Source organism: Cellulomonas sp. P22 (assembly GCF_044392165.1).
Map to the genome: position 1 here is coordinate 38,918 of NZ_JBISBW010000003.1, position 24,723 is coordinate 63,640.

Annotated in this window: 23 protein-coding genes; 8 read left to right on the forward strand and 15 right to left on the reverse strand. The window is 72.0% G+C overall.

Features of this window, described 5'->3' with window-relative positions; genetic code table 11:
• Positions 1 to 2: 2 nt before the first annotated feature.
• From ACGIF2_RS03260 to ACGIF2_RS03280, 5 genes are all read right to left on the reverse strand, one after another.
• Positions 3 to 1,277 carry a deoxyguanosinetriphosphate triphosphohydrolase gene (locus ACGIF2_RS03260; RefSeq protein WP_396043442.1) on the reverse strand — a complete coding sequence of 425 codons (1,275 nt, stop codon included), beginning with the start codon at positions 1,275 to 1,277 and terminating at the stop codon, positions 3 to 5.
• A gap of 166 nt (positions 1,278 to 1,443) precedes the next feature.
• Positions 1,444 to 3,297 carry a glycoside hydrolase family 13 protein gene (locus tag ACGIF2_RS03265; RefSeq protein WP_396043445.1) on the reverse strand — a complete coding sequence of 618 codons (1,854 nt, stop codon included), beginning with the start codon at positions 3,295 to 3,297 and terminating at the stop codon, positions 1,444 to 1,446.
• A gap of 3 nt (positions 3,298 to 3,300) precedes the next feature.
• The gene (locus ACGIF2_RS03270) at positions 3,301 to 4,212 is read right to left on the reverse strand and encodes a sugar ABC transporter permease (protein ID WP_396043447.1); all 912 of its coding nucleotides are present in this window, start codon (positions 4,210 to 4,212) and stop codon (positions 3,301 to 3,303) included.
• Position 4,213: 1 nt separating this feature from the next.
• Complete coding sequence (locus ACGIF2_RS03275) at positions 4,214 to 5,857, reverse strand: ABC transporter permease subunit (RefSeq protein ID WP_396043449.1); 1,644 nt, start codon at positions 5,855 to 5,857, stop codon at positions 4,214 to 4,216.
• 172 nt (positions 5,858 to 6,029) lie between these two features.
• The gene (locus ACGIF2_RS03280; protein WP_396043763.1) at positions 6,030 to 7,253 is read right to left on the reverse strand and encodes an extracellular solute-binding protein; all 1,224 of its coding nucleotides are present in this window, start codon (positions 7,251 to 7,253) and stop codon (positions 6,030 to 6,032) included.
• A 210-nt stretch (positions 7,254 to 7,463) separates the two neighbouring features.
• Between ACGIF2_RS03280 and ACGIF2_RS03285 the strand changes: the two genes are divergently transcribed.
• Together ACGIF2_RS03285 and ACGIF2_RS03290 are read left to right on the forward strand one after the other, a co-directional pair.
• A complete protein-coding gene (locus tag ACGIF2_RS03285; RefSeq protein WP_396043451.1) occupies positions 7,464 to 8,480 on the forward strand; it encodes a LacI family DNA-binding transcriptional regulator in 1,017 nt (338 codons plus the stop codon).
• Positions 8,481 to 8,576: 96 nt separating this feature from the next.
• On the forward strand, positions 8,577 to 10,313 hold the full coding sequence (locus ACGIF2_RS03290) for an alpha-amylase family glycosyl hydrolase (protein ID WP_396043452.1): 1,737 nt from the start codon (positions 8,577 to 8,579) through the stop codon (positions 10,311 to 10,313).
• Between the two features lie 144 nt (positions 10,314 to 10,457).
• Here ACGIF2_RS03290 and dusB read toward each other — a convergent pair whose 3' ends face one another.
• From dusB to ACGIF2_RS03315, 5 genes are all read right to left on the reverse strand, one after another.
• Positions 10,458 to 11,645, reverse strand: coding sequence for a tRNA dihydrouridine synthase DusB (dusB, locus tag ACGIF2_RS03295; protein ID WP_396043765.1), 1,188 nt, complete (start codon positions 11,643 to 11,645; stop codon positions 10,458 to 10,460).
• Between the two features lie 77 nt (positions 11,646 to 11,722).
• Positions 11,723 to 12,340 carry a response regulator gene (locus tag ACGIF2_RS03300; RefSeq protein WP_396043454.1) on the reverse strand — a complete coding sequence of 206 codons (618 nt, stop codon included), beginning with the start codon at positions 12,338 to 12,340 and terminating at the stop codon, positions 11,723 to 11,725.
• Entirely contained in the window at positions 12,337 to 13,536 is a 1,200-nt protein-coding gene (locus ACGIF2_RS03305) for a sensor histidine kinase (RefSeq protein ID WP_396043456.1), read from the reverse strand. The genes ACGIF2_RS03300 and ACGIF2_RS03305 overlap by 4 nt, the downstream gene beginning before the upstream one ends.
• A gap of 45 nt (positions 13,537 to 13,581) precedes the next feature.
• Complete coding sequence (locus tag ACGIF2_RS03310; RefSeq protein WP_396043458.1) at positions 13,582 to 14,385, reverse strand: ABC transporter permease; 804 nt, start codon at positions 14,383 to 14,385, stop codon at positions 13,582 to 13,584.
• A complete protein-coding gene (locus tag ACGIF2_RS03315) occupies positions 14,382 to 15,356 on the reverse strand; it encodes an ABC transporter ATP-binding protein (protein WP_396043460.1) in 975 nt (324 codons plus the stop codon). Before ACGIF2_RS03315 ends, ACGIF2_RS03310 begins: the two co-directional genes overlap by 4 nt.
• 261 nt (positions 15,357 to 15,617) lie before the next feature.
• On the opposite strand from ACGIF2_RS03315, the gene ACGIF2_RS03320 reads away from it, so the two are divergent.
• On the forward strand, positions 15,618 to 16,244 hold the full coding sequence (locus ACGIF2_RS03320) for a TetR/AcrR family transcriptional regulator (RefSeq protein ID WP_396043462.1): 627 nt from the start codon (positions 15,618 to 15,620) through the stop codon (positions 16,242 to 16,244).
• 38 nt (positions 16,245 to 16,282) lie between these two features.
• A complete protein-coding gene (locus ACGIF2_RS03325; protein ID WP_396043464.1) occupies positions 16,283 to 17,254 on the forward strand; it encodes a DUF5692 family protein in 972 nt (323 codons plus the stop codon).
• A gap of 92 nt (positions 17,255 to 17,346) precedes the next feature.
• Here the strand turns inward: ACGIF2_RS03325 and ACGIF2_RS03330 are convergent, their stop codons facing one another.
• Both ACGIF2_RS03330 and ACGIF2_RS03335 read right to left on the reverse strand, forming a co-directional pair.
• Positions 17,347 to 17,889, reverse strand: a complete 543-nt coding sequence (locus tag ACGIF2_RS03330) for a DinB family protein (protein ID WP_396043466.1) — start codon at positions 17,887 to 17,889, stop codon at positions 17,347 to 17,349.
• A gap of 87 nt (positions 17,890 to 17,976) precedes the next feature.
• The gene (locus ACGIF2_RS03335; protein ID WP_396043468.1) at positions 17,977 to 19,359 is read right to left on the reverse strand and encodes a glycine--tRNA ligase; all 1,383 of its coding nucleotides are present in this window, start codon (positions 19,357 to 19,359) and stop codon (positions 17,977 to 17,979) included.
• A gap of 150 nt (positions 19,360 to 19,509) precedes the next feature.
• Between ACGIF2_RS03335 and ACGIF2_RS03340 the strand changes: the two genes are divergently transcribed.
• From ACGIF2_RS03340 to ACGIF2_RS03355, 4 genes are read left to right on the forward strand one after another with little or no spacing between them, the layout of a single operon-like run.
• Positions 19,510 to 20,436, forward strand: a complete 927-nt coding sequence (locus ACGIF2_RS03340; protein WP_396043470.1) for a metal ABC transporter substrate-binding protein — start codon at positions 19,510 to 19,512, stop codon at positions 20,434 to 20,436.
• The gene (locus tag ACGIF2_RS03345; RefSeq protein ID WP_396043473.1) at positions 20,433 to 21,209 is read left to right on the forward strand and encodes a metal ABC transporter ATP-binding protein; all 777 of its coding nucleotides are present in this window, start codon (positions 20,433 to 20,435) and stop codon (positions 21,207 to 21,209) included. The genes ACGIF2_RS03340 and ACGIF2_RS03345 overlap by 4 nt, the downstream gene beginning before the upstream one ends.
• Positions 21,206 to 22,126 carry a metal ABC transporter permease gene (locus ACGIF2_RS03350; protein ID WP_396043475.1) on the forward strand — a complete coding sequence of 307 codons (921 nt, stop codon included), beginning with the start codon at positions 21,206 to 21,208 and terminating at the stop codon, positions 22,124 to 22,126. The genes ACGIF2_RS03345 and ACGIF2_RS03350 overlap by 4 nt, the downstream gene beginning before the upstream one ends.
• Before the next feature lie 43 nt (positions 22,127 to 22,169).
• Positions 22,170 to 22,742, forward strand: a complete 573-nt coding sequence (locus ACGIF2_RS03355) for a DedA family protein (RefSeq protein ID WP_396043477.1) — start codon at positions 22,170 to 22,172, stop codon at positions 22,740 to 22,742.
• 63 nt (positions 22,743 to 22,805) lie between these two features.
• On the opposite strand, the gene ACGIF2_RS03360 is transcribed toward ACGIF2_RS03355, so the two are convergent.
• The 3 genes from ACGIF2_RS03360 to recO are packed head-to-tail and all read right to left on the reverse strand — an operon-like array spanning position 22,806 to position 24,716.
• Complete coding sequence (locus ACGIF2_RS03360; RefSeq protein ID WP_396043479.1) at positions 22,806 to 23,162, reverse strand: VOC family protein; 357 nt, start codon at positions 23,160 to 23,162, stop codon at positions 22,806 to 22,808.
• Between the two features lie 49 nt (positions 23,163 to 23,211).
• A complete protein-coding gene (locus ACGIF2_RS03365; RefSeq protein WP_396043481.1) occupies positions 23,212 to 23,985 on the reverse strand; it encodes an isoprenyl transferase in 774 nt (257 codons plus the stop codon).
• Entirely contained in the window at positions 23,985 to 24,716 is a 732-nt protein-coding gene (recO, locus tag ACGIF2_RS03370; RefSeq protein ID WP_396043483.1) for a DNA repair protein RecO, read from the reverse strand. Before recO ends, ACGIF2_RS03365 begins: the two co-directional genes overlap by 1 nt.
• Between the last annotated feature and the right edge of the window lie 7 nt (positions 24,717 to 24,723).

Consider the following 24,723-nt stretch of genomic DNA (forward strand, 5'->3'; position numbering starts at 1 on the left):
GCTCAGCGGCGCGGCGGGTGGACCAGCCGTGCGTGCATCTCGGCGGCCGAGACGTCGGTGAGCGAGGCGACCTGGTCGATCACCACGCGCAGGCGTGCGCCGTCGTCGGCCGCAGCGGCCCAGTCGGCCGCGAAGGGGGGTTCGAGGCTCGTGGGGGCGCGATCGGCCAGCACGTGCACCAGGTCCTCGAGGATCTCGCGCTGACGGTGGTAGAGCGGCTCGAGCTCGCGCGGCGCCATGACGTAGGCCACGGCCAGGCCCTTGAGCACGAGGATCTCGGCGACCGTCTCGGGCGGCACCACCAGGTCTGCGGCGTACCGCGTGAGCGGGCCCTCGCCGTACTCGGCGCGGGTCGCGGCCTGGGCGGCCCCGGCGAACCGGCCGATCAGCTGGCTCGTGGCGTCCTTGAGCATCGCGAGCGCACCCCGTGAGCCGTCGAAGCCGTTGACCCACAGGTCGGCCGCGTTGAGCCGGTCCATCGCGTCGAGCAGGCCGTCGCCGTCGATGTCGTCGCCGTACCAGGCCTGGATGCCCTCGACCACGCGGGCCCGCTCCTGCTCGCGGGTCAGCACCACCAGGTCGAGCCGACCGCCCACCACCGCGTCCTCGACGTCGTGCACCGAGTAGGAGATGTCGTCCGCGAGGTCCATGACCTGCGCCTCGAGGCACTTGCGACCCTGGGGAGCGCCCTCGCGCAGCCAGGCGAACACCGGGGCGTCGTCGCCGTACACGCCGAACTTGTGGGTGGGGCGGCCGTCGGGCATGAGCGGGCCCTGGCCCGCGGGCCACGGGTACTTGGTCGACGCGTCGAGGCTCGCCCGGGTGAGGTTGAGACCGACCGCCCTGCCGTCGGGCCCGACGACCTTGGGCTCGAGCCGGGTCAGCAGGCGCAGGGTCTGCGCGTTGCCCTCGAACCCGCCGATGTCACGGGCCATCCTCGCGAGCGCCCGCTCGCCGTTGTGCCCGAACGGCGGGTGGCCCAGGTCGTGCGCGAGGCACGCGGTGTCGACCACGTCGGGGTCGCAGCCGAGCGCCTTGCCGATCTCGCGGCCGACCTGCGCGACCTCGAGGGTGTGCGTGAGCCGCGTGCGCACGAAGTCGTCCGAGCCCGGGCCCAGGACCTGGGTCTTGGCACCGAGCCGGCGCAGCGCCGAGGAGTGCACGAGCCGCGCGCGGTCGCGCTCGAACGGGGACCGGGCGCGCGACTTGGGTGCTTCCTCGACCCAGCGCGCGCGGTCCACCTCGGTGTAGCCGTCCGTCAGGGTCTGTGCTGTCACGCGATCACCCTAGTTGGCGTGCCCTGGGAGGCACCTGCAGGGTCCACAGGCTGCGCCCGATCCGCAGGTCAGGACAGGCTCGCGTGCGCCAGGAGCACTCCCCCGGGCCGCACGCCGAGCGCGCGCAGGTCGTGCGCGAGCTGGGCGGGCAGCGCCGGGGCGGTCGTCACGCCAGGCGCCAGACCTGCACGCCGGGACCGTCGCCGGGCAGCACCAGGCCGTCGGGCAGCACCTTGAGGTCCGCGCCCCCGTAGAGGTTCTCGGCGTCCGCACCGGGCCGGAGCAGGTGCCGCGGCAGCACGACCCCCTCCCACGGGGCACGCGCGACGAGGACCAGCACACGTTCGTCGGCCGTCTCCCGCAGGTACGCCACGGCGTCGGGCTCGACGACCGCCCACCGCATGCCGCCCTCGCGCAGCGCCCGCGACGAGCGGCGGAGCGCGATGAGCGAGCGGTACACCTCGAAGGTCGCGGTGTCCCACCCGGGACCGCCACCCGCGTCGATCGTCGGCCACGGCATGGGCACGCGCGCGTGCTCGCCGTTCGTGCCGGTCAGGCCGCCCTCGTCGCCCGCGAACATCACGGGCGTGCCCGGGTACGTGAACAGCAGGCCCGCGGCGACCTCGACCTGCGCCGGGTCGCCGACCACCGTGCGCAGCCGCGGGGTGTCGTGCGAGCCGAGCATGTTCCACTGGTGGGTCGTGATCGACCACGGCACCGCCGCGTCGAAGTCACGCATGGTCGCGACCATCTCGGTGCCGTCGCGGCGCGGGATCGACGAGGGCAGCCCCAGGAAGCCCAGCGTGTTGTCCGGGTCCACGAGCCACGTCCACACCGGGCGCGTGAACGCCGAGTAGTTCATGTTCGTGTGCCAGCCACCGGCCCTCAGGTCGAGGCCCGCGTCGTGGAAGTGCTCGGAGACGAGCACGGCCTCGGGGTTGAGCTCGCGCATGGTCGCCCGGATCGCGCGCGCCACCTCGTGCGTGAGGTCGTCGGCGGCGTGGCGGCCCGTCATGTTCGCGACGTCGATGCGCCAGCCGTCGAGGCTCACCGGCTCGCGCAGCCAGCGGCCGATGATCGAGTCGGGTCCGGCGACCATGCGTGCCGCGAGCGTCGGGGCGTTGTAGTTGAGCTTGGGCAGCGAGTCGTGACCGAGCCAGCCGACGTAGCCGGGGGCCTCGTCCTGCCAGTAGTAGTACTCGGCCTCCTCGCTCGCGCGGTCGGCCTGCGCCCGGGCGAACCACTCGTGCCCGGCGCCCGTGTGGTTCGTCGTGAAGTCGCCGAGCAGCCGCATGCCGCGGGCGTGCACGGCACGGCTCAGCGAGGCCAGCGCGGCGTCGCCGCCCAGCAGCGGGTCCACGTGCGCGAACGTGCTCGCGTCGTACCGGTGGTTGGAGCGCCCCGGGAAGACGGGCGTGAGGTACAGCGCGTCGACGCCGAGCCGCTCGAGGTGGTCGAGCCGCTGCTCGATCCCGGGCAGGTCGCCGCCGTACAGCTGGGTCGCCACGCCCGGCCCGGAGCCGATCGGCTCGTCGGCCCAGTCGGCCGCCTGCGCCCACCCGGGCAGCTCGGCGGCCGGTGGCCCCTCGTGCCCGCTCGACCGCGCGAACCGGTCGGGGAACACCTGGTACACCACGGCGTCGTGCATCCACCCCGGGGCGGGGTCGTGCACCGTGAGGCGGAAGTCGTGCGTGTCGGGCACGTCGCGCGTGTGCACGCCGCGCCCGTCGAGCCAGCGGTACCCGCCGGGCTCGTCGAGGAACGCGCGGTAGCTCGTCACCGGGTTGTGCACCGGGACGTCCGCCACGTACCAGCGCTCGTGCTCGTCGGCGCTCTCGAGCCGGGCTGGCTCCATGCGCGGCTCGGCGTCCCGGACGGTGCGCACCCACACGGACCGCTCGGTGGCCGAGGCCGGCACCCGGAACCGCACGGGCACCACGTCGCCGAGCTGGGGGGTGCCCTGCGGGACGTACTGCTCCGACCCGTCGTGGTGCGGCTGGTCCAGGAGGTGACGCGCCACGCCTCAGCCCTTCACGGAGCCCGCGGTCAGGCCGCCGACGATGTACTTCTGCAGGTACAGGAACAGGGCGAGCACCGGGACCGCGGAGATCACAGCGCCGGCCGCGAACAGGCCCCAGTTGGCCTCGAGCAGGTCCGAGACCCAGTTGTACAGGCCGACCGCGAGCGTCCAGTTGCCCTCCGACTGCAGCACGGTGCGGGCGATGATGAACTCGCCGAACGTGCTGATGAACGAGAGCAGGCCCACGACCGCGAGGATCGGTGCGACCAGGCGCAGGATGATCGTCCAGTAGATCTGCGAGTGCGTGGCGCCGTCGAGCTTTGCGGCCTCGTCGAGCTCGCGCGGCACGGTGTTGAAGAACCCGTACATGAGGAACGTGTTGACCCCGAGCGAGCCGCCCAGGTAGATGCAGATCAGGGCGACCCGGCTGTTCAGGCCGAGCCCCGGCACCACGTTCCCGAGCGCGATGAGCAGCAGGAAGATCGCGACGAACGCGAGCATCTGCGGGAACATCTGGATGATCAGCAGCGTGGTCAGTCCCACGCGGCGACCGCTGAAGCGGAACCGCGAGAACGCGTAGGCCGCTGCCGCACCCATGAGCACGGTGCCGATCGCCGTGATCGACGCGATGAGCAGGGTGTTGCCGGCCCACTGCCAGAAGCGCGTGTCGCCCAGCGCCGCGTAGTTGGCGAAGCTGACCTGGGAGAACAGCTTGTTCGAGCCGGTCAGCGTCCCCTTCTCGCTGAGCGAGGCCGAGATGATGTAGACGATCGGGAAGGCGGCGTAGATCACGCCGATCACGCCCACGATGTGGCGCCAGCCCAGCTCCTTGAACCAGCGGCCGAAGCTCATCCGGTGCTTCAGCGCGGGTGCCGTGGTGCTCGTCGGGGCGGTGGTTGCGACGTCGGTGGCCATGTCAGCTGATCTCCTCGAGCGAGCGGGTCCGACGGAAGGCGATGGCCGAGACGGTCCCGACGATCACGAAGATCACGATCGAGAGCGCGCTGGCCAGGCCGAAGTTCTTCGGTGCCGTCCCGTCGATGCCGGAGACGGAGTAGACCATCGAGATCAGGATGTCGGTGTGCCCCAGCGGGACCGACGCGTCCGCGAACCGTGGGCCACCGCCCGTGAGCATGTAGATGAGCGTGAAGTTGTTGAAGTTGAACGCGAACGACGAGATGAGCAGCGGCGCGGTCGAGACCAGCAGCAGCGGCATGATCACCGAGCGCAGCGTGCGCAGCTTGCTCGCACCGTCGATCTTCGCGGCCTCGAGCACGTCACCGGGCAGCGACTGGAGCGCGCCGGTGCAGATGAGGAACATGTACGGGAAGCCGAGCCACAGGTTGACGCCGAGCACAGCGATCTTGGCCAGCCACGGGTCGGTGAGCCAGCCGATCTGCGCGCCGCCCAGCAGCACCTGGTTGATGAAGCCGTAGCTGCGGTTGAGCATGCCTGCCCACAGCAGCGCGGCCAGGAAGCCGGGGATCGCGTACGGGAGGATCAGCAGCGTGCGGTAGATCTTGCGGCCGCGCAGCCGCGGGTCGTTGAAGACCATCGCGAGGAGCAGCCCGAGCCCGAACGTCGAGACGACCGACAGGATCGCGAACGCGAACGTCCACGCGAGGATCTTCATGAACGGCTGCGAGTAGCGGCTGTCGGAGAACGCGGTGGTGAAGTTCTCGAACCCGACGCCCACCCGCCAGCCGACAGCGAGCTGGGAGCCGTCGGCCGCCTCGAACTGACCACGGTCGTTGGGCGTGTACACGGTGCCCGTGGTCGTGTCGGTCATCGTGTCGGCGGCCTCGTCGTGCACGAGCGTCGAGCTGTAGGCGTACCCGGTGCGGGCGTCCTGGGTGCGGATCGAGCCGTCCTCGGGGTCCTCCGAGATGGCGACCCGCAGGTTCGTGACGTCGTTCTGGCGCGCGAGGACCTGCTGGCGGTCGAGGACGTCGTAGCCCGGGACCTCGGTGACCGTGCCGTCGGTCACGACCGCGTCGTCGATCGTCTCGAGCGGCTGCTCGGCGCTGCCGACCCGGACGTCACCGTCCTGCGTGAGGATGCCGAACGCGAGCTCGTCGCCGTCGGCGAGCACCGTCAGCGGGTAGGAGTCGGAGCCCTCGACACGGCGCTCGTTCTGGATGAGCAGGGCCTCGATGGCCTGCTCCTTCGTCGAGTTGTGGCCGTCGCCGTAGTTGGTGAACGCGACGTAGCCGGTGTACGCGACGACGTAGATCTGGAAGACGAGCAGGAAGGCCAGGCCCGGGAGGATGTACTTCAGGGGCAGCGCCCGACGCGAGAAGTAGACCCAGTTCGCGGCGACCAGCAGGGCCGTCATCGCGGCGAGGATCCCCCACGCCTCGGCATTCCAGGCCGCGAACATCGCGTAGACCCCGAGCGCGTCCACGACCGCCATGACGACCATCTTGGCGACGAAGCCGCGCGTGAAGCTGCGGGCGTGGGAGCGGTCCGCCGGGCGGGAGCTCCGGGGGGCGGGCGGTTCACCGCTGCCGGGCGCGCCGGCAGTCACCGGGTCGACGACCGTGGGCTGGGGGGTGGACATCAAGGCCTCCGGGGCTGAGGTGCTGTGGTGCGGCGTGGGTGGTGCCGGGGGGACGGACGGGGCCGGGGTGCGGCGCAGGTCGCCGGTTGTTTCGCGCCGGTGGCGTGCGCGCGCGTCCGCGCCACGCACGCCACCGGTGGTCACGGTCGAGGACCGTGGTGGGGGGCCGTGATCAGGAGCCGATGGCGCCCTGGATGTCGACGACCATCTTTTCCCACGCCTCGACGGGCGCTGCGGCGCCGGAGATGATGTTCGCCTCCGTGACGCCCCAGAACGACCAGACCGAGTTCATGGCGGGGATGGACGGCATGGGCGCAGCGGTCGCGCCGACCTTGGCGAAGCCCGTCATGATCGGGTCGTCGGCGAACGTCTCGGCTGCGGCCGTCAGGGCCGGCGGGCGGTTGCCGGCCTCGGCCAGGGTGACCTGGGCCTCGGTCGTCGCCATGTAGTTGGTGATGAAGTCGTTCGCGAGGAGAGCGTTCTTGCTCTGCGCGCTCACGTAGAAGCCCTGCACGCCCGCGAACATCTCGGCGGGCTGGCCACCGGCCGACGGGATCGGGTCGATCGCCAGGTCGAGGCCCTCGAAGGAATCGATCATCCACGGGCCACCGATGATGAACGGCGACTCACCGTTCGAGAACGCCTCGACGGCGATGTCGTACGTGATGTCGGTGCTCAGCACGCCCGAGGCGCCCTGCGCCTGGAGCCACGTGGCGAACGCGTTGCCGTTCTCGCCGCCGAGCGCGAGCTCGTCGGTGTAGGAGCCGTCCGCGTTCTGCGTGAAGACGGGGGCGCCGAAGGACGTCTGCAGCGAGTAGTACGTGTAGGGGTCACCCTCGGTGCCGGTCTGGACCAGGATCGGGTACTTGGTGCCCGCGGCCTGACCGGCGGCGACTGCCTCGTCCCACGTCGCGGGGGCCGTGGCGGCCAGCGCGGTGTTGCGGATGAGGGCGATGTTCTCGACCGCGTACGGGACGCCGTAGACCTGGCCGTCCTGCGAGAAGGCCTCGACGGCCGTCGAGGTGAACTCGCTCGCCTTGTCGCCCAGCTCGACCGGTGCGACGACGCCGTTCTGCAGGAACGCGCCGAGCCAGTCGTGGCCGCCGACGGTGACGTCGGGGCCCTCACCCGTCGGGACCTGGGCGATGAAGTCCGCCTGGATGTCGCCGTAGTTCTTCAGGACGAGGTCGACCTTCGTGCCGGTCTCGTCCTCGAACGCCTTCGCGGCGTCGGCCACGGCCGCCTGACGGGTCTCGTCGACCCAGACCGTCAGCGCGCCGTCGTTGCCGGCGGGGGTCGTGGTCTCGGCAGCGGGCTCGTTGCTCGATCCCGAGCAGGCCGCGAGCGTCAGCGCGAGGCCGAGCGTCGCAGCGACTACAGGGATGCTCCGTCGCATCATCGTTCTCCAAGAAGTGGTGGGGAGATGCCGCCGCCGAGGGGACTCGCCCACCGACGCTGGCCTGATGGGCGGGACGCTAACGCGTTGGTGCACCGCCATGCAAACCGTTACGGTAACTTTCAGGCAACCGTTGCAGACGGCGATCGCGGGGCGTTCCGTCGGCCCAATCCCGGACGAGGAGGTCCTGTGTCCCTTACGCTGCCCCACGTGCGCACCCGTCTGACCGACCTGGCCGAACAGGCAGGCGTCAGCACCGCCACGGTCTCGCGCGTGCTCAACGGCAAGCACGGGGTGTCCGCCCAGACCCGCCAGTCGGTGCTGGCTGCCCTCGACCTGCTCGGCTACGAGCGACCCGAGAAGCTGCGCACCCGATCGGCCGGGCTCGTCGGGCTCGTGGTGCCCGAGCTCTCCAACCCCGTCTTCCCTGCGTTCGCACAGGTCATCGAGTCGATGCTGTCCGAGCGGGGCTACACGCCGCTGCTGTGCACGCAGTCGCCCGGTGGCACCACCGAGGACCAGTACGTCGAGATGCTGCTCGATCACGAGGTCGACGGCATCGTGTTCGTCTCGGGCCTGCATGCCGACACGTCCTCGAGCCTCGAGCGCTACCACCGGCTGCGCAGCCGCGGGATCCCGATCGTGCTGGTCAACGGCTACGCCGAGGGCGTGGACGCCCCGACCATCTCGAACGACGACCTCTCGTCGATGGAGCTCGCGTTCCGTCACCTCGTCTCGCTCGGGCACAAGAGCATCGGCCTCGCCATCGGTCCCGACCGGTTCGTGCCCGCACAGCGCAAGGTCGCCGGCTTCACGCAGAACCTCGAGCGGCACTTCGGCGAGACGGACCCCGCGCCGCACATCGTCACGACGCTGTTCACCGTCGAAGGTGGCCAGGCCGCCGCGGGCGAGCTCATCGACTCCGGGCACACCGCGATCATCTGCGGCTCGGACCTGATGGCCCTCGGCGCCGTGCGTGCCGCTCGTCAGCGCGGGCTCGAGGTCCCCGACGACCTGTCGATCGTCGGGTACGACGACTCGCCGCTCATCGCGTTCACCGACCCGCCGCTCACGACGGTCCGGCAGCCCGTGCTCTCGATGGGGCACGCGGCAGTCAGCGCGCTGCTCGCCGAGATCACCGGGACGAACGCCTCGCGCACCGAGCTCCTGTTCTTCCCCGAGCTCATCGTGCGCGCCTCGACGGGCGCCGCGCCCGTCATACGCTGACCAGCAGAACCCATCCCCCTTGCGCCGAGCTCCACCGGCGCGCGCTCCCCCCGGGCGAAGCAGCCCGAACCCTCCCCCGAAACGAGGCAGTTCTCCGTGACGACCACCGAAACCACAGCTCCGACCACGACCACGACGCTGGTTCACGCGCCGGGCTCGCCGTCCGGCGAGTGGTGGCGCCAGGCAGTGATCTACCAGGTCTACCCGCGTTCCTTCGCCGACGCCTCGGGCGACGGCATCGGCGACCTGCCGGGCGTCACCGCACGCCTGGACCACCTGGTCCGGCTCGGCATCGACGCGATCTGGCTCTCGCCGTTCTACCGCTCCCCGCAGGCCGACGCCGGCTACGACGTGGCCGACTACCGCGACATCGACCCGCTGTTCGGCACCCTCGCCGACTTCGACGAGCTGCTCGAGCGCGCGCACCGCCACGGCCTGCGGATCATCGTCGACCTCGTGCCCAACCACACGTCGGACGAGCACGTGTGGTTCCAGGCCGCGCTGGCCGCCGCCCCCGGCAGCCCCGAGCGCGAGCGCTACCTGTTCCGCGACGGCAAGGGCGAGAACGGCGAGCTGCCCCCGAACAACTGGGGCTCGATCTTCGGCGGTCCCGCATGGACCCGCACGGTGAACGCCGACGGGACGCCCGGCCAGTGGTACCTGCACATGTTCGACACGCGTCAGCCCGACCTGAACTGGGAGCACCCTGAGGTGCGCGCCGAGTTCGAGGACGTGCTGCGGTTCTGGCTCGACCGTGGGGTCGACGGCTTCCGCATCGACGTCGCGCACGGCATGGTCAAGGCCCCGGGCCTGCCCGACTGGGACGGCGACGTCGCGATGATCGAGGGCTCGATCGACGAGGAGGGCTCGACGGGTTCGGGCAACTCGGGCCCGATGTTCGACCAGGAGGGCGTGCACGACATCTACCGCGCCTGGCACAAGGTGCTCGCGGAGTACGACGGCGACCGCGCGCTCGTCGCCGAGGCGTGGGTCGAGCCCCTCTCCCGGCTCGCGCGCTACGTGCGCCCCGACGAGATGCACCAGGCCTTCAACTTCTCGTTCCTGACGACCACGTGGGACGCGCCGTCGCTGCGCACCGTCGTGACCGCCTCGCTCGTCGCGAGCGACGCGGTCGGCGCCCCGACCACCTGGGTGCTGTCCAACCACGACACCGTGCGGCACACCTCGCGCCTGGGTCTCCTCGAGGCGAACTCGCGCCCCAACGGCATCGGCCGCGGCGACGAGCAGCCTGACGAGCAGCTGGGCCTGCGGCGCGCACGCGCGGCGAGCCTGCTCATGCTCGGCCTGCCCGGCTCGGCCTACCTGTACCAGGGCGAGGAGCTCGGCCTGCCCGAGCACACGGACCTCGACGACGACCTGCGCCAGGACCCGTCGTGGTGGCGCACGGGCTACACCGAGCGTGGCCGCGACGGCTGCCGCGTGCCGCTGCCGTGGGCCGCTGCCGAGCCCGGCTTCGGGTTCTCGCCGACCGGCGCGGCGTGGTTGCCGCAGCCCGCGTCGTGGGCGGCCTACGCGGCCGACGCGCAGCGGGGCGTCCCCGGCTCGACCTACGAGACCTACCGTGAGGCGCTGCGCGTGCGCCGCGAGTTCCACCTGGGCACCGGTTCGCTGGGCTGGGTCGACGGCATCGGGTCCAGCGAGGCCGTGGTCGCGTTCACGAACCGCGAGGTGCTCGTCCTCACCAACCTGGGCACCGAGCCCGTCGTGCTGCCCGAGGGTGCGCAGGTGCTGATCGCGAGCGCCGAGCTCCCGACCCAGGACGGCCGCACGAGCGTGCCGACCGACGCGACCGTGTGGGCCCGCCTGGCCTGACCGGTCCGACCGCACGGACGACGCCCGCCGCGCCGACCTCCGGGTCGGGGCGGCGGGCGTTCGTCGTCGGGTGACGCGGGCGCCCGGCTCGCGGTGTGCACGTCCGACGCGTCCGAGGCACCGGACGCCTCCTCCGCCGGGCGGTCAGCCGCCCGAGACGCTGAGCTCGGCCTCGTGCAGCGCCCGGCGGAACGCGTCCGACAGGTCGCGCGACTCGAGCCACCCCTCGGGCAGGGACGGCCGCTTGGGCGAGCCCGCCCGGCCGCGCTGGCCCTCCGCCCCCTCACCGGGATACGGCTGGTCGAGGTCGAGGGCCGCGAGCCGGTCGTCGAGCTCGGCCAGGGTCGAGACGAGACCGAGCTTGGCCCGCAGCTCGCCCCCGACCACGTACCCCTTGAAGTACCAGGCCATGTGCTTGCGCATCTCCCGCAGCGCCTTGGACTCCTCGCCGAACGTCTCGACCATGAGCTCCGCGTGACGGCGCACCACCGTGGCGACCTCGCCCAGGCCCGGGCGGCGGCGCTCGTCGGACCCGGAGAAGGCCGCCGCGAGGTCCGCGAACAGCCAGGGCCTCCCCTGGCAGCCACGGCCGACCACCACGCCGTCGCACCCGGTCTGCGCGACCATCGCGAGCGCGTCCTCGGCCGACCAGATGTCGCCGTTGCCGAGCACCGGGATGTCCGTCACGGTCTCCTTGAGACGTGCGATGGCCTCCCAGTCCGCCGTGCCCGAGTAGTAGTCGGCGGCCGTCCGCGCGTGCAGCGCGACCGCAGCGACCCCGATCTCCTGCGCGACGAGCCCGGCCTCCAGGTAGGTCAGGTGGTCGGCGTCGATGCCCTTGCGCATCTTCACTGTGACCGGCACGCCGTACGGGGAGGCCGCGTCGACCGCGGCGCTCACGATCGAGCGGAACAGGTCCCGCTTCCAGGGCAGCGCCGCTCCCCCGCCGCGGCGGGTGACCTTCGGCACCGGGCACCCGAAGTTCAGGTCGATGTGGTCGGCGCGGTCCTCCGAGGCGATCAGGCGGACCGCGGCCCCCACGGTCACGGGGTCGACCCCGTAGACCTGCACCGAGCGCGGCTTCTCGTCGGGCTCGTGCGAGATGATCCGCATCGACTCCTCACCCCGCTCCACCAGGGCGCGCGAGGTGACCATCTCGGCGACGTACAGCCCGGCCCCCGACTCACGGCACAACCGCCGGAACGCGGCGTTCGTGACCCCGGCCATCGGCGCCAGCACCACGGGGATGTCGATGGTCAGGGGCCCGATGCGCAGGGGCGGGAGCACGGGCGCCGGCGTGGCGGCCGCGGGGTTCACGGGGGTCTGGGTCAAGGACGGCACCCGTCGATTGTCCCCCACCCGCCGCCGGGGTCGTCGTCCCGCGCTCGTCAGCGGCCCCGACCAGGGGGTCAGCCGATCAGCCAGCCGTTCTCCTCGGCGATCCGCACCGCCTCCGCACGGGTGCGGGCGCCGGTCTTGCCGATCGCCGACGAGAGGTGGTTGCGCACCGTCCCCTCGGACAGGAACAGACCGCGGGCGACGTCCGCGACGGTGCCCCCCGACTGCGCCGCCCGCAGCACGTCGAGCTCCCGGTCGGTGAGCGGGCTCACGCCGGCCGCGAGCGACTCGACCGCGAGGGCCGGATCCACGACCCGCAGCCCGGCGGCCACCCGGCGCACCGCGTCCGCGAGCTGGGCGGACGGGGTGTCCTTGACGACGAACCCGGAGGCCCCGACCGCGAGCGCGCGCCGCAGGTACCCCGGGCGCCCGAACGTGGTGACGACCAGCACGCGACAGGTGGGCAGAGCCGCCACGAGCGCGGCGCAGGCCGTGATCCCGTCGGCGCCCGGCATCTCGACGTCGAGCAGCGCGACGTCCGGGCGGTGCTCGAGCGCCGCCGCCACGACCTCGTCGCCGCGGGACACCTGGGCGACGACCTCCAGATCCGGTTCGAGGCCCAGCAGGGCGGCGAGCGCACCGCGCACGAGCGCCTGGTCGTCGGCGAGGAGGAGGCGCAGCGGGCTCATCGGGCACCCACCCGCAGCTCGAAGCCGCCGTCGGGGCCGCGGCCCACGCTCACGCCGGCCCCGACCGCTTCGGCGCGCTCACGCAGACCCACCAGCCCGTTCCCGGCGCCCTGCGTGTCGCCGGGTCTGGGGGCCGGGCCGCACCCGTCGTCGCGGACCAGGAGCGTGGAGGGGGTGATCAGCACCTCGCAGCGCCGCGCCCCCGAGTGACGCAGCACGTTGGTCACCCCCTCGCGCACCGACCAGCCGAAGAGGTCGCGCAGCCGGGGGTCCACCTCGTCCACGGCTCCCGGGAGCACGGCCTCGATGCCCGCTGCCTCGAGCGCGGCGCGGGCCGAGGCCAGCTCGTTCACGAGCCCGGTCGCCCGGATCCCCGAGACGGTGGCCCGCACGTCCGCGAGCGCGGCCCGGGCGAGCCGCTCGATGTCCGCGACCTCTCGCGCCGCACCCTCGACATCGGAGCCGAGGAGCCGGCCCGCGAGCTCGGCCTTGACGGTGATGACGGTGAGCGAGTGGCCGAGCAGGTCGTGCACGTCCCGGGCCAGGCGCTCGCGTTCGTGGCTCACGGCCAGGTCGGCGACCTCCTGACGGGCCCGCGCGAGCTGCGCGTTGCGGGTCATGAGCTGCGCGAGACCGAACACGGCGAAGGCCGCGAGGACGATCTGGATGCCGATCATGTCCGTGCTCTCCCACGTCGGGAGGAGCCGCGGCAGCCCCTCACCGGCCGCCGTGAGCACGACGACGACGGCGACCGCCTCCCGCCGGGAGAGCAGGAAGACCGCCGCGACGGCCAGGAACACCAGGCCGGCCAAGGCCTCCTCCCCCGCGGAGACAGCCATGCCCACGTTGAGCACCGCGAGCGCGGCCAGGTAGAGCACAGCGTGAGGCGCGCGCGGTCCGTGCTGCCCACCGCGTCGCCACCCGCGCATCTCGACGAGCGACGTGAGGAAGACGAGCGCGAATACCGCCACGCTGACCAGCGACACCACCCGCCCCGGGCCCGAGGGCGCCCGCCACGCCGCGGTCCAGGGGTAGGAGAGGTAGACGAGCCACATCGCGCCGAACAGCGGTGGGGTGATCGTGGACCGGGACAGGAGCCGTCGCAGGGCACCCTCGGAGCGCGCGCCCGGCGCGGGGTCGTCGGCCCCCCGCGGCGCGGTGGACGTGCGCGTCGGGACGGCCTCGCGGGTGCTCACGGCCGTCACGCTATCGCTCTGACCAGGACGTTCTGTGCCGGACCCTCAGGCGCGGGCCGTGTCACCACGGAACCGCCAGACCGCACCGGTGACGAACAGCCCGGCCCACACGGTCACGTTGACGACAGACGCGAGACCCACCCCGTCACCCGTGAGCGGGGCGCGCGTCAGCTCGGCCAGGCCGTACAGCGGCGTGAACTGGGCGATGGTGGCGAACAGGCCGTCACCGAGCGGCATGAACAGCCCGCCGGCGAACGCGAGCACGGCGATCCCCGGGCCGAGCACCTGCATCACGTTCTCCGCGGGGAAGACGAAGCCCAGGAACAGTCCGAAGGCCGCGAAGATCGACGAGCCGAGCCAGGCCGCGACGCCGGTCGCCACCCACACCCACGGCTCCGCCGACGCGCCAGACAGGGCCCCGACCACGTCGACGACGAGCACCGACGCGAGACCGAGGGTCATCGCCGCCACGATCTTGGTGAGCACGTAGGCCACGGGCCGCAGGGGGGTCATGCGCAGCTGCCGGCTCCACCCCTGGGCCCGCTCGACCGCGACCGACGCACCGCCGCTCGACGTGGCGAGCATCGCGCCGTACAGGCCCATCGAGACCGTCACGTAGAACGTCACGTTCCCGCGCCCGGCATCCATGGTCCGGTACTCCTCCTGGGTGCCGAAGAGCAGCAGGAGCACAGCGGGCAGTCCGAGCGTGATGATGGCCGAGCGCCGGTTGCGCAGCATCCGCCGCAGCTCGATCCGCAGGTAGGTGGGGTGCAGCAGTCGAGGCCGACGGGGCGCCGTCGCGGACGGCTGCACGGAACGGGGCGCGGCGGGTGCGGTCAGGGTGCTCATCGGTGGCTCATCTCGTGGGTCGGTGCGGCGAGGTCCGGTGCGGGGTCCGAGGTCAGCGCGAGGAAGGCGTCCTCGAGACCCAGGCTCGCGACCTCGAGGTCCGTGGCTGACGTCGCCGTGAGCAGGTGGCGCGTGACGGCGTCGGAGTCGGTGGTGTGCAGCAGCACCCGGTCGCCGCGCACCTCGGCGCGGTCGACGGCGGGCAGCGCCGCGAGCATCTCGGGCCGGGCCCCGGGGAGGGTCGCGGAGACGATGCGGCCCGCGGCCACGTTCTTGATCTGGGCGGCGCTGCCGTCGGCCACCACACGTCCGTGGCGCACGAGCACGATCCGGTCGGCGTACGCGTCGGCCTCGTCGAGGTAGTGCGTCGCGAACACGACGGTGCGCCCCCGAGCGGCGTCCTCCCGGATCGCGGACCAGAACTCACGGCGACCCTCGACGTCCATGCCGGTCGTGGGCTCGTCGAGCACGAGGAGGTCGGGATCGGGCACCAGGGCCATCGCGAACCGCAGCCGCTGCTGCTGGCCGCCCGAGCACGCGCCGACGCGGCGGCCCGCGATCTCGACGATCCCGGCCCGCTCGAGGACCTCGGCGACGGGCCTGGCGGCCGCGAAGAACGAGGCTGTGAGCTCGACGGTCTCCGCGACGGTGAGGTCCTTGAGCAGGCCCCCGCTCTGCATGACAGCCGACACCCGCCCCCGGGCGATGGCCTCGGCGGGCGTGAGCCCGAACACCCGAGCGGTGCCCGCGTCGGGCTTCGACAGCCCGAGCGCCATGTCGATCGTGGAGGTCTTGCCGGCCCCGTTCGGGCCGAGGAACGCGACGACCTCGCCCGGGGCGATCTCGAGGTCGAGGCCGTCGACCGCGCGAACGCTGCCGAACGACTTGGTCAGACCGCGGAGCTCGAGGGCGTTCGGAGGGCGGGAGCCGGACCGGTCCGGTGTCGCTGCGGGGCGGGGTGGTGTGGACATGGCACGAGCATCGCGTCCGCCGGGCGCCCGCTCCCCCGCCGTGCGTCACGCGTCTGCCGTGACAGATGTCATGAGGTCTCAGCGCCCCGCCGCGCGCGACGGAAGACGCGTGCAGCGAGTTTTCCCGCTGTTTCACCCAGGACCTAGGTCCCCATTTTCTCGCCATTGACGAATGTGCGTTGACACTGTGTCAATGGAATGCCATGGTGGGCGCACCGACGCGGCAGACGCCTCGGCCACCGGACGACCGAGGGAGGCACGATGACCGCGAAGGGGCCCACCCGGGACACCCCCGTCCGCACGGTCAGGACGCCCGACGAGCGGCGCGACGAGATCCTCACGGCGACCCGGCAGCTGTTCGCCGAGAGGGGCATCGCCAAGACGACCATCTCCGACATCGCCGCCCGCGTGGGAATCACCCGCGGGCTCGTCTACCACTATTTCGAGGACAAGGACACGCTCGTCGACGCCATTCTCGACGCGTATGTCGATGAATTCGTCGAAAGCGTCCAGGAATGGGATGCGTCGCGCGTCGAAGGTGACATCGAAGGCGCCCTCACTCGCTGCATCGAGCTGTTCCGCCGCCAGCTGCGCCCGACCGACCCGCTGCGTGCCGGGCTGCAGCGCGCCGAGAACGCGGCCGTCTACCACCAGTTCGTCGACCGTGCCGTCGAGGCCGTCGTCGACTGCTTCAGCCGCACGACGGTCGAGGCGTACGCACTGCGCCACGACATCGCGATCCAGCACGTCCGCGAGACGTTCTCCGTCCTCGTGTACGGCCTGATCGCCCTGGTGCGAGCCCACCCCGAGACCGAGGACCGCGTCCTCATCGGGATCGTCCGGCAGACCCTGGCCCTCGGGCCCCCGCCGTCCGACCCCACCGCATAGCACCCCCTCCATCCCCCTCCCCGAAGGACTGGACGACGATGTTCCTGTTCGAGTCGATCCCCTGGTACTCCGCGCTCATGTTCGTCGCGGTCGTCGCCGCCCTCATGCTCGCCAACGAGATCGCCCGCGCCAGCAAGTGGGCGAGCGTCGCGTTCTTCATCGTGCTGCCGATCGTGCTGACGATCTTCGTGTGGCCCACCACCGCAGGACCCGGCTCAAGCACCGGCAGCTGGTTCCACTGGGTCAAGGTCTACTCGGCGCTCGCCGGGTGCCTGGGCTTCATGGCGCTGCGCTTCAGCCCCCGCCTCGCGCGCAACAAGTACGCGCTGATGTTCCCCGCCGCGATCCTCGCGCTCAACATCCTCGAGGCCGTCATCCGCGACTTCCAGGTGACGACCATGGACGGCGTCGTCGACGGCGTCACGATGGTCGGCGGCAGCTGGAACGTCATGAACGGGATCGCTGGCCTCCTCAACCTGCTCACGATCTGCGGGTGGGCCGGCATCTTCATCGGCAAGGGCCGCAAGAAGGACATGATCTGGCCCGACATGCTGTGGTTCTGGATCATCGCGTACGACCTGTGGAACTTCGCGTACGTCTACAACTGCGTCGGCAACCACGCGTTCTACGCCGGCGCCGCGCTGCTCATCTCGTGCACGATCCCCGCGTTCTTCATCAAGAAGGGCGCCTGGCTGCAGCACCGGGCCCAGACCCTCGCGTTCTGGATGATGTTCACGATGGCCGTGCCGGCGTTCGTGACCGACTCGAAGTTCGCTGTCGACTCCACGCACGACCCGAAGGCGCTGTTCGTGGTGAGCGCGATCTCGCTCGTCGTCAACGTGGCCGTCGCCGTCTACCAGGTGCACCGCATCGCCACCACGAAGCGCAACCCGCTCAAGGACGAGCTCTACGTCGAGCTCGCCGCGTACCAGAAGGTCGCCCTGGCCAACCGGCCGACGACCGACGACGTCGCAGGCGCCTCGACCCCGGTCACCGCCGGCGCGCGCTGACCGGAAGACCCGCTCGACCCGCACGACCAGCACACGAGGCAGGGTCCCGTCCACGAGGGTGGACGGGACCCTGCCTCTGCGTGAGCCGCGCGCTACTCGCCGACGAGCCCGTCGACCGACTCCCGGAGCAGGTCGGCGTGGCCGTTGTGGCGGGCGTACTCCTCGATCATGTGGACCAGGATCCACCGCAGGCTCGGTGCCCGCCCGTCCGACCACGGCCGCCGGGCCGGGGTGTCCAGGCCGCCACCGTCGGCCAGGGTCTGGGCCACCAGCTCGCGAGAGCGCGCCACGGCGTCCTGCCACAGCGCCAGCAGCTCTTCAGGGGTGTCCTGGGCGGCCGAGCGCCACTCCCAGTCGGGGTCGCCCTCCCAGTCCACCGCGTTCCACGGCGCCCCCCGCTCGTTCCCGTGCAGCGACCGCGAGAACCAGTCGTGCTCGACGAAGGCCAGGTGCTTGAGCAGCCCGCCCAACGTCATCGACGAGGCACCGGTCGTGGCACGCAGCGCCTCCGCACCGAGCCCGGAGCACTTCCAGGCCAGCGTGGCGCGATGGAAGTCCAGGAAGCCCAGCAGGGTCTGCGTCTCGTCGCCCGAGAGGGGTGGCTCTGGGCGGCCTTGCTCATCCAGGTCGGTCACCGGCCCGACGCTACTCCGCCGCGACGCGTCGGTGCCGGTGCGGGCGGGGTGCCGTGACAGCACGGCCACCCCGCCCGCACCAGGACGTCAGGCGCCGACGAGACGCGTCGCGAGGTACGCCGTGACCTGGTCGAGCGCGACCCGTTCCTGCGACATGTCGTCGCGGTGGCGGATCGTCACGGCCTGGTCGTCGAGCGTGTCGAAGTCGACGGTGATGCAGAACGGCGTGCCGATCTCGTCCTGGCGGCGGTACCGGCGACCGATGGCACCGGCGTCGTCGAACTCCACGTTCCAGCTACGGCGCAGCTCGGCCGCGAGGTCGCGGGCCTTGGGCGAGAGCGCCTCGTTGCGGCTGAGCGGCAGCACCGCGGCCTTGACCGGCGCGAGGCGCGGGTCGAGCTTGAGCACGGTGCGGGTGTCGACGCCGCCCTTGGTGTTGGGCGCCTCGTCCTCGGTGTACGCCTCGACCAGGAACGCCATGAGAGAGCGCGTCAGACCGGCTGCGGGCTCGATCACGTACGGCACCCAGCGCTCGTTCTTGGCCTGGTCGAAGTACGACAGGTCCTGGCCGGAGTGCTCGGAGTGGGTCTTCAGGTCGAAGTCCGTGCGGTTCGCGATGCCCTCGAGCTCGCCCCACTCGCTGCCCTGGAACCCGAACCGGTACTCGATGTCGACGGTCCGCTTGGAGTAGTGCGAGAGCTTCTCCTGCGGGTGCTCGTACAGGCGCAGGTTGTCGCGGTCCAGGCCCAGGTCGACGTACCAGTCGGTGCGCGCGTCGATCCAGTACTGGTGCCACTGCTCGTCGGTGCCGGGCTCGACGAAGAACTCCATCTCCATCTGCTCGAACTCGCGCGTGCGGAAGATGAAGTTGCCGGGGGTGATCTCGTTCCGGAACGACTTGCCGATCTGGCCGATGCCGAACGGCGGCTTCTTGCGGCTGGTCGTCACGACGTTGGCGAAGTTCACGAAGATGCCCTGCGCGGTCTCGGGGCGCAGGTAGTGCAGCCCGGACTCGTCCTCGACCGGGCCGAGGTACGTCTTGAGCATCATGTTGAAGTCGCGCGGCTCGGTCCACTGACCACGCGTGCCGCAGCTCGGGCACGCGATGTCGCCGAGGCCGTTCTCGGGCGCGCGGCCCTTCTTCTCCTCGAACTCCTCGAGCAGGTGGTCCTCGCGGAACCGCTTGTGGCAGCTCAGGCACTCGACGAGCGGGTCGGTGAACACCCCGACGTGGCCCGAGGCGACCCAGACCTTGCGCGGCAGGATGACCGACGAGTCGAGCCCGACGATGTCGTCACGGCCGGTGACCATCGTGCGCCACCACTGCTTCTTGATGTTCTCCTTGAGCTCGACGCCCAGCGGTCCGTAGTCCCAGGCGGAGCGCGTGCCGCCGTAGATCTCACCGGACGGGAAGACGAAGCCCCGGCGCTTGGCCAGGGAGGTGACGGCGTCAAGACGGGACGGGGCCACGGCTCACACTCACTTTGTTCTCGCGTGCCCCCGCCTGGCTGGTGGAGGCTCCGGGACGAGGCTACCGGCGTGACGCGGGAGGCACCCGCAACAGCCACCCGTCGGTCGATCGAATTGACAACGATTCTCAGTCTAATGAGAATGATCCCCATGTCCTCACCACGACGCGCCCGTCGGGGCCTCGCCGTCACGCTCGCGCTGGCGGTGCTCCCGCTCGCCGCGTGCGGCACGACCCCGACCGACGAGGACGACGGTCGCCTCAGGGTCGCTGCCTCCTTCTACCCGCTCCAGTTCGTCGCCCAGCAGGTCGGCGCCGACCTGGTCGACGTGAGCTCGCTGACCCCGCCCGGCGCCGAGCCGCACGACCTCGAGCTCTCCCCCCGCCAGGTCAACGAGCTCCGCGACGTCGGCCTGGTGGTCTACCTCGCCGGCTTCCAGCCCGCGGTCGACGACGCCGTCGCCTCGACCTCCCCCGCACACGTGGTCGACGCGGCCCAGGTGACGCCGCTCGTCCCGTTCGCCGACGAGCACGTCGAGGAGGCAGACGGGCACGACGACCACGGCACGCTCGACCCGCACTTCTGGCTCGACCCGACGCTGCTCGTACCCGTCGCGGACGCGGTCGCCCAGCAGCTCTCCGAGATCGACCCCGACCACGCCGACGACTACGCAGCGAACTCCGCCGCCCTCACGCAACGGCTCGGCGACCTCGACGCGGACTACGCGCAGGGCCTGGCCACGTGCGAGCAGCGCGTCTTCGTGACCTCCCACACCGCGTTCGGCTACCTGGCCGACCGCTACGACCTCGAGGAGGTCGGCATCTCCGGCATCGACCCCGACGCCGAGCCCTCGCCGGCCCGGCTCGTCGAGATCCGCGACGTGGTCGCGCAGGAAGGAGTGAGCACGATCTTCTTCGAGACCCTCGTGAGCCCCAAGGTCGCCCAGACGTTCGCCTCCGACCTCGGGATCGAGGCCGCGGTGCTCGACCCGATCGAGGGCGTCACGGGCGACCAGACGTACCTCAGCGTGGCCGAGTCCAACCTCGACGCCCTGCGCACGGCGCTGGTCTGCGCATGAGCGCCGCACCCGTCGTCCAGGCCGACGAGCTCGGCGTGGCCCTGGGCGGCCACCAGATCCTGCGCGGCATCGACCTCACGATCGACGCGGGCGAGGTCGTCGCGCTGCTCGGGGCCAACGGCTCGGGCAAGTCGACGCTCGTGCGGGCGCTGCTCGGCATCGTGCCCACCGACGCCGGGACCGTCCGGCTGTTCGGCGCCCCGCTGGGCACCGCGACCCCGTGGTCGCGCGTCGGCTACGTGCCCCAGCGCCTGCCGGCGGCCACCGGGGTGCCCGCGACGGCGCTCGAGGTCGTCACCTCGGGCCTGCTCAGCGGTCGCCGCCTGCGGCCGCCCCGCGACGCGAAGGGCCGCGCACTCGAGGCCCTCACGGCCGTCGGGCTCGCGGACCGCGCGAAGCGCCCCGCGCACGAGCTCTCGGGCGGGCAGCAGCAGCGCGTGCTGATCGCCCGGGCCCTGGTGCGCGAGCCCGAGCTGCTCGTGCTCGACGAGCCCACCGCGGGCGTCGACATCCCCACCCAGGAGACGTTCGTCGAGGCCGTCCAGCAGCTGCACGGCCGCGGCGCCACGGTGCTGGTGATCCTGCACGAGCTCGGCGCGTTCGCCCCGCTCATCCAGCGCGCCGTGGTGCTGCGCCACGGCCGCGTGGTGCACGACGGCGCACCGCCGCAGGCACGCGACGAGCACGGCGAGCCCGGGCACGAGCACACCCACCCGCACTCTGACCCGGAACCGCCCGGCTCGGGCCCGATCACCATCGAGGTCACACCATGACGTGGGTCGACCAGCTCGTCGCGATGCTCGAGTGGCCGCTCATGCAGCGTGCGCTGCTCGCGGCCGTGCTCGTGGGCGCCGCCGCGCCCGTCGTCGGCACGTTCCTCGTGCAGCGCAAGCTCTCGCTCATGGGCGACGGGATCGGGCACGTCGCGCTCACCGGTGTCGCCCTCGGGTGGCTCGTGGGCAACTGGGCGCACCTGACCCCCGACGACACCCTCGCCGTGCCCGGCGCCGTCGTCGCGGCGATCGTCGGGTCGGTCGTCATCGAGCTCGTGCGCGAGCGCGGGCGCACCAGCGGCGACCTCGCGCTCGCGATCATGTTCTACGGCGGCATCGCGGGCGGCGTGCTGCTCATCAAGGTCGCGGGCGGGACGAACGCGAATCTCATGAGCTACCTGTTCGGGTCCATCTCGACCGTGTCGACCGGCGACCTGGGCTGGACCGTCGCGCTCGCCGCGCTCGTGCTGCTCGCGGGCTTCGGCCTGCGCACAGCGCTGTTCTCGGTGAGCTACGACGAGGAGTTCGCCACCGCGTCCGGCCTGCCCGTGCGCGTGCTCAACATGCTGATCGCCACGATCGCCGCGCTGACGGTGACGGTCGCGATGCGCGTGGTGGGGCTGCTGCTGGTGAGCGCCCTGATGATCGTGCCGGTCGCGATCGCGCAGATCTTCTCGCGCTCGTTCCACCGCACCATGGTGGTCGCGAGCGCGATCGGGGTCGCCGTGAGCGTGGTCGGCCTGTCGATCACGTACTGGCAGGACTACCCGCCGGGGGCCACCATCGTGGTGCTGGCGATCCTCGTGTACGCGGTCGCCGCGACGCTGCGCCCCTTCCTGCGCCGTCCACCCGCGCACGAGGACCCCCACCCCGACGTGCCCGACGACGTCCTGCTGGCGTCGACCGCTCGGGACTGACGGCCCGGCCGCCCCACAGACGCGTCTCGTAGGATCGTCGCCCATGACTGACGTCGCGGACTCGTACGGGCTGGGCGGGCGACCGTTCTGGCTGGTCGTCGTCGCGCTCGTCGTCATCGTGCTCGCGCGGTCGCACGCGACGTACTGGGTGGGCCGGGCCGCATCGGTCGGCGCCGGGCGGCTCGCGGCCACCGGTCGTGGTCCGCGCTGGTGGACCGCGACCCGGACCCGCGCCGCGAGCTGGGGCTCGACCGTCCCCGCGCAGCGCGCGACGCAGGCCGTGCACCGCTGGGGCCCGGTCGCCGTGACCCTCGCCTACCTGACCGTCGGCGCGCAGACGGCCGTGCTCGTCGCCGCCGGCGTGACCCGCATGCCGTACCTGCGGTTCACGCTCGCCTCGATCCCCGGCGCCATCGCCTGGGCCTTCATCTGGGGCACCGTGGGTCTCGGGGCCGTGTGGGCGGCCGCGGCGCTCGCCGCCGAGTCCCCGTGGGGGCTCGCCGCGGGCGTGCTCGTGCTCGCAGCGGCCGCGACGTGGTGGGTGCGACACCGCCGGTCTGCACGGGCAGAGGTCGAGCCGGTCCGTCAGGTCGCCCAGGTCGGCCCGCCGGACTGAGCCCTGGGGGTCGACCCCGGTCCGCTGCCCGTTGCCGAGGGTCGAGAGCTCAGGGCTGAGCGCTCAGGGCTGGGGGCTGGTGACGCAGAACTGGTTGCCCTCGGGGTCGGCCAGCACCGTCCACTCGAAGCCGTCCACGCGGTGCTCGGCCACGAACGCGGCACCGGCACCCCGGAGCCGGGCGACCTCCGCCCCGCGATCGGCCACCGAGCAGTCGAGGTGCACGCGGTTCTTGCCCGGGGTGGGCGAGGCCACCTGCTGGAACCCGAGCGTCAGGCCACCCGCCGGACCGGGCGTGACCAGAACGAAGGCCGGGTCGGGCTCGTCCTGCACCACCCCGCCGGTCTGTGCGGCCCACCACGCGGCCAGCGTGAGCGCGTCGGTCGCGTCGAACGTGATCGACTCCACGGTGAGTGTCATGCCCTGCACGCTAGCGGTGACCCCCGACCCCCTGTCGAGACCTGGTCGGCTACGCGACGGGCTGGTCGACCGCTCCCCCGAAACGCCGGTCGCGCCGCGCGTACGTCTCGACGGCGCGCCACAGGTGCCGACGGTCCACCTCGGGCCACGGCTCGTCGAGGAACACGAGCTCGGCGTACGCGGACTGCCAGATCATGAAGTTGGACGTGCGCTGCTCCCCCGAGGTGCGCAGGAACAGGTCGACGTCGGGCAGGTCCGGCTCGTCGAGGTGCCGGGCGATGGTCTTCTCGGTGATCTTGGCCGGGTCGAGCCGGCCCGCCGCGACCTCGCGCCCGATGGCCTGCACCGCGTCGGCGATCTCGGCGCGTCCGCCGTAGTTCACGCACATCGTCAGGGTGCACGTGTCGTTGCCGCGCGTGACCTCCTCGGCGGTCTCGAGCTCCTTGATCACCGAGCGCCACAGGCGGGGGCGACGCCCGGCCCAGCGCACCCGCACGCCCCAGTCGTTCATGGTGTCCCGCTGGCGACGCAGCACGTCCCGGTTGAACCCCATGAGGTAGCGCACCTCGTCGGGCGAACGCTTCCAGTTCTCCGTGGAGAACGCGTACACCGAGACGTGCTTCACGCCGATCTCGATGGCGCCCGCGACGACGTCGAGCAGCGACGCCTCACCGGCCGCGTGACCGGCGGTCCGGGGCAGGCCACGGGCGTTGGCCCAGCGCCCGTTGCCGTCCATGACGATGGCGACGTGCTGCGGGACGAGCTCCGCGGGGATGGCAGGGGGGCGGGCGCCGCTGGGGTGCGGCGGCGGAGCGATCGGCATCAGACCCTCTCGACCATGGGCAACGAGCGCAGCTGGCGCTCGAGGTGGAACTGGCAGTATGCCGCGACCAGCCCGTTGGCCTCACGCCGGTGCCGCTCGGCGCTCGCCTCGACCTGCCGCCAGTCACCGCCCAGCAGCGACGCGAGCAGCACGAACGTCTCAGGGGCCGGTGACGTCGCCCCGGGGGGCCGGCACGCCTGGCACACGGCACCACCCTGCGCGACGGCGAACGAGTGGTGCGGCCCGGGACGCCCGCAGCGGGCGCAGTCCGTGAAGCTGGGCGCCCAGCCGGCGATCGCGAGCGCACGCAGCAGGTAGGAGTCGAGCACCAGCCCGGGCGCGTGCTCACGCGCCGCGAGCGAGCGCACCGCACCCACGAGCAGCCAGTACTGCTGCAGGGAGGGCTCGTGCTCGTCCTCGACGAGCCGCTCGGCCGTCTCGAGCATCACGGCGCCCGCGGTGTACAGCGCGTAGTCCTCGCACACCGGGCGGCCGTACGCCCCGATCGTCTCGACCTGGGACACGATGTCGAGCGAGCGGCCGGTGCTGAGCTGGACGTCGATGTGCATGAACGGCTCGAGCCGCGAGCCGAAGCGCGAGGAGGTGCGGCGCACGCCCTTGCCCACGGCACGGACCTTGCCGTGGGTGCGGGTCAGGAGGGTCACGATGCGATCGGCCTCGCCCAGCTTGTGGGTGCGCAGCACGATGGCCTCGTCGCGGTAGAGGCTCACCCCGCCA

Coding starts and splice junctions, on each gene's coding strand:
- ACGIF2_RS03270 (WP_396043447.1), bottom strand. CDS start 4,212: ATGGCCACCGACGTCGCAACCACCGCCCCGACGAGCACCACGGCACCC.
- ACGIF2_RS03275 (WP_396043449.1), bottom strand. CDS start 5,857: ATGTCCACCCCCCAGCCCACGGTCGTCGACCCGGTGACTGCCGGCGCG.
- ACGIF2_RS03280 (WP_396043763.1), bottom strand. CDS start 7,253: ATGCGACGGAGCATCCCTGTAGTCGCTGCGACGCTCGGCCTCGCGCTG.
- ACGIF2_RS03300 (WP_396043454.1), bottom strand. CDS start 12,340: ATGAGCCCGCTGCGCCTCCTCCTCGCCGACGACCAGGCGCTCGTGCGC.
- ACGIF2_RS03310 (WP_396043458.1), bottom strand. CDS start 14,385: ATGAGCACCCTGACCGCACCCGCCGCGCCCCGTTCCGTGCAGCCGTCC.
- ACGIF2_RS03315 (WP_396043460.1), bottom strand. CDS start 15,356: ATGTCCACACCACCCCGCCCCGCAGCGACACCGGACCGGTCCGGCTCC.
- ACGIF2_RS03320 (WP_396043462.1), top strand. CDS start 15,618: ATGACCGCGAAGGGGCCCACCCGGGACACCCCCGTCCGCACGGTCAGG.
- ACGIF2_RS03325 (WP_396043464.1), top strand. CDS start 16,283: ATGTTCCTGTTCGAGTCGATCCCCTGGTACTCCGCGCTCATGTTCGTC.
- ACGIF2_RS03340 (WP_396043470.1), top strand. CDS start 19,510: ATGTCCTCACCACGACGCGCCCGTCGGGGCCTCGCCGTCACGCTCGCG.
- ACGIF2_RS03345 (WP_396043473.1), top strand. CDS start 20,433: ATGAGCGCCGCACCCGTCGTCCAGGCCGACGAGCTCGGCGTGGCCCTG.
- ACGIF2_RS03350 (WP_396043475.1), top strand. CDS start 21,206: ATGACGTGGGTCGACCAGCTCGTCGCGATGCTCGAGTGGCCGCTCATG.
- ACGIF2_RS03355 (WP_396043477.1), top strand. CDS start 22,170: ATGACTGACGTCGCGGACTCGTACGGGCTGGGCGGGCGACCGTTCTGG.
- ACGIF2_RS03360 (WP_396043479.1), bottom strand. CDS start 23,162: ATGACACTCACCGTGGAGTCGATCACGTTCGACGCGACCGACGCGCTC.
- ACGIF2_RS03365 (WP_396043481.1), bottom strand. CDS start 23,985: ATGCCGATCGCTCCGCCGCCGCACCCCAGCGGCGCCCGCCCCCCTGCC.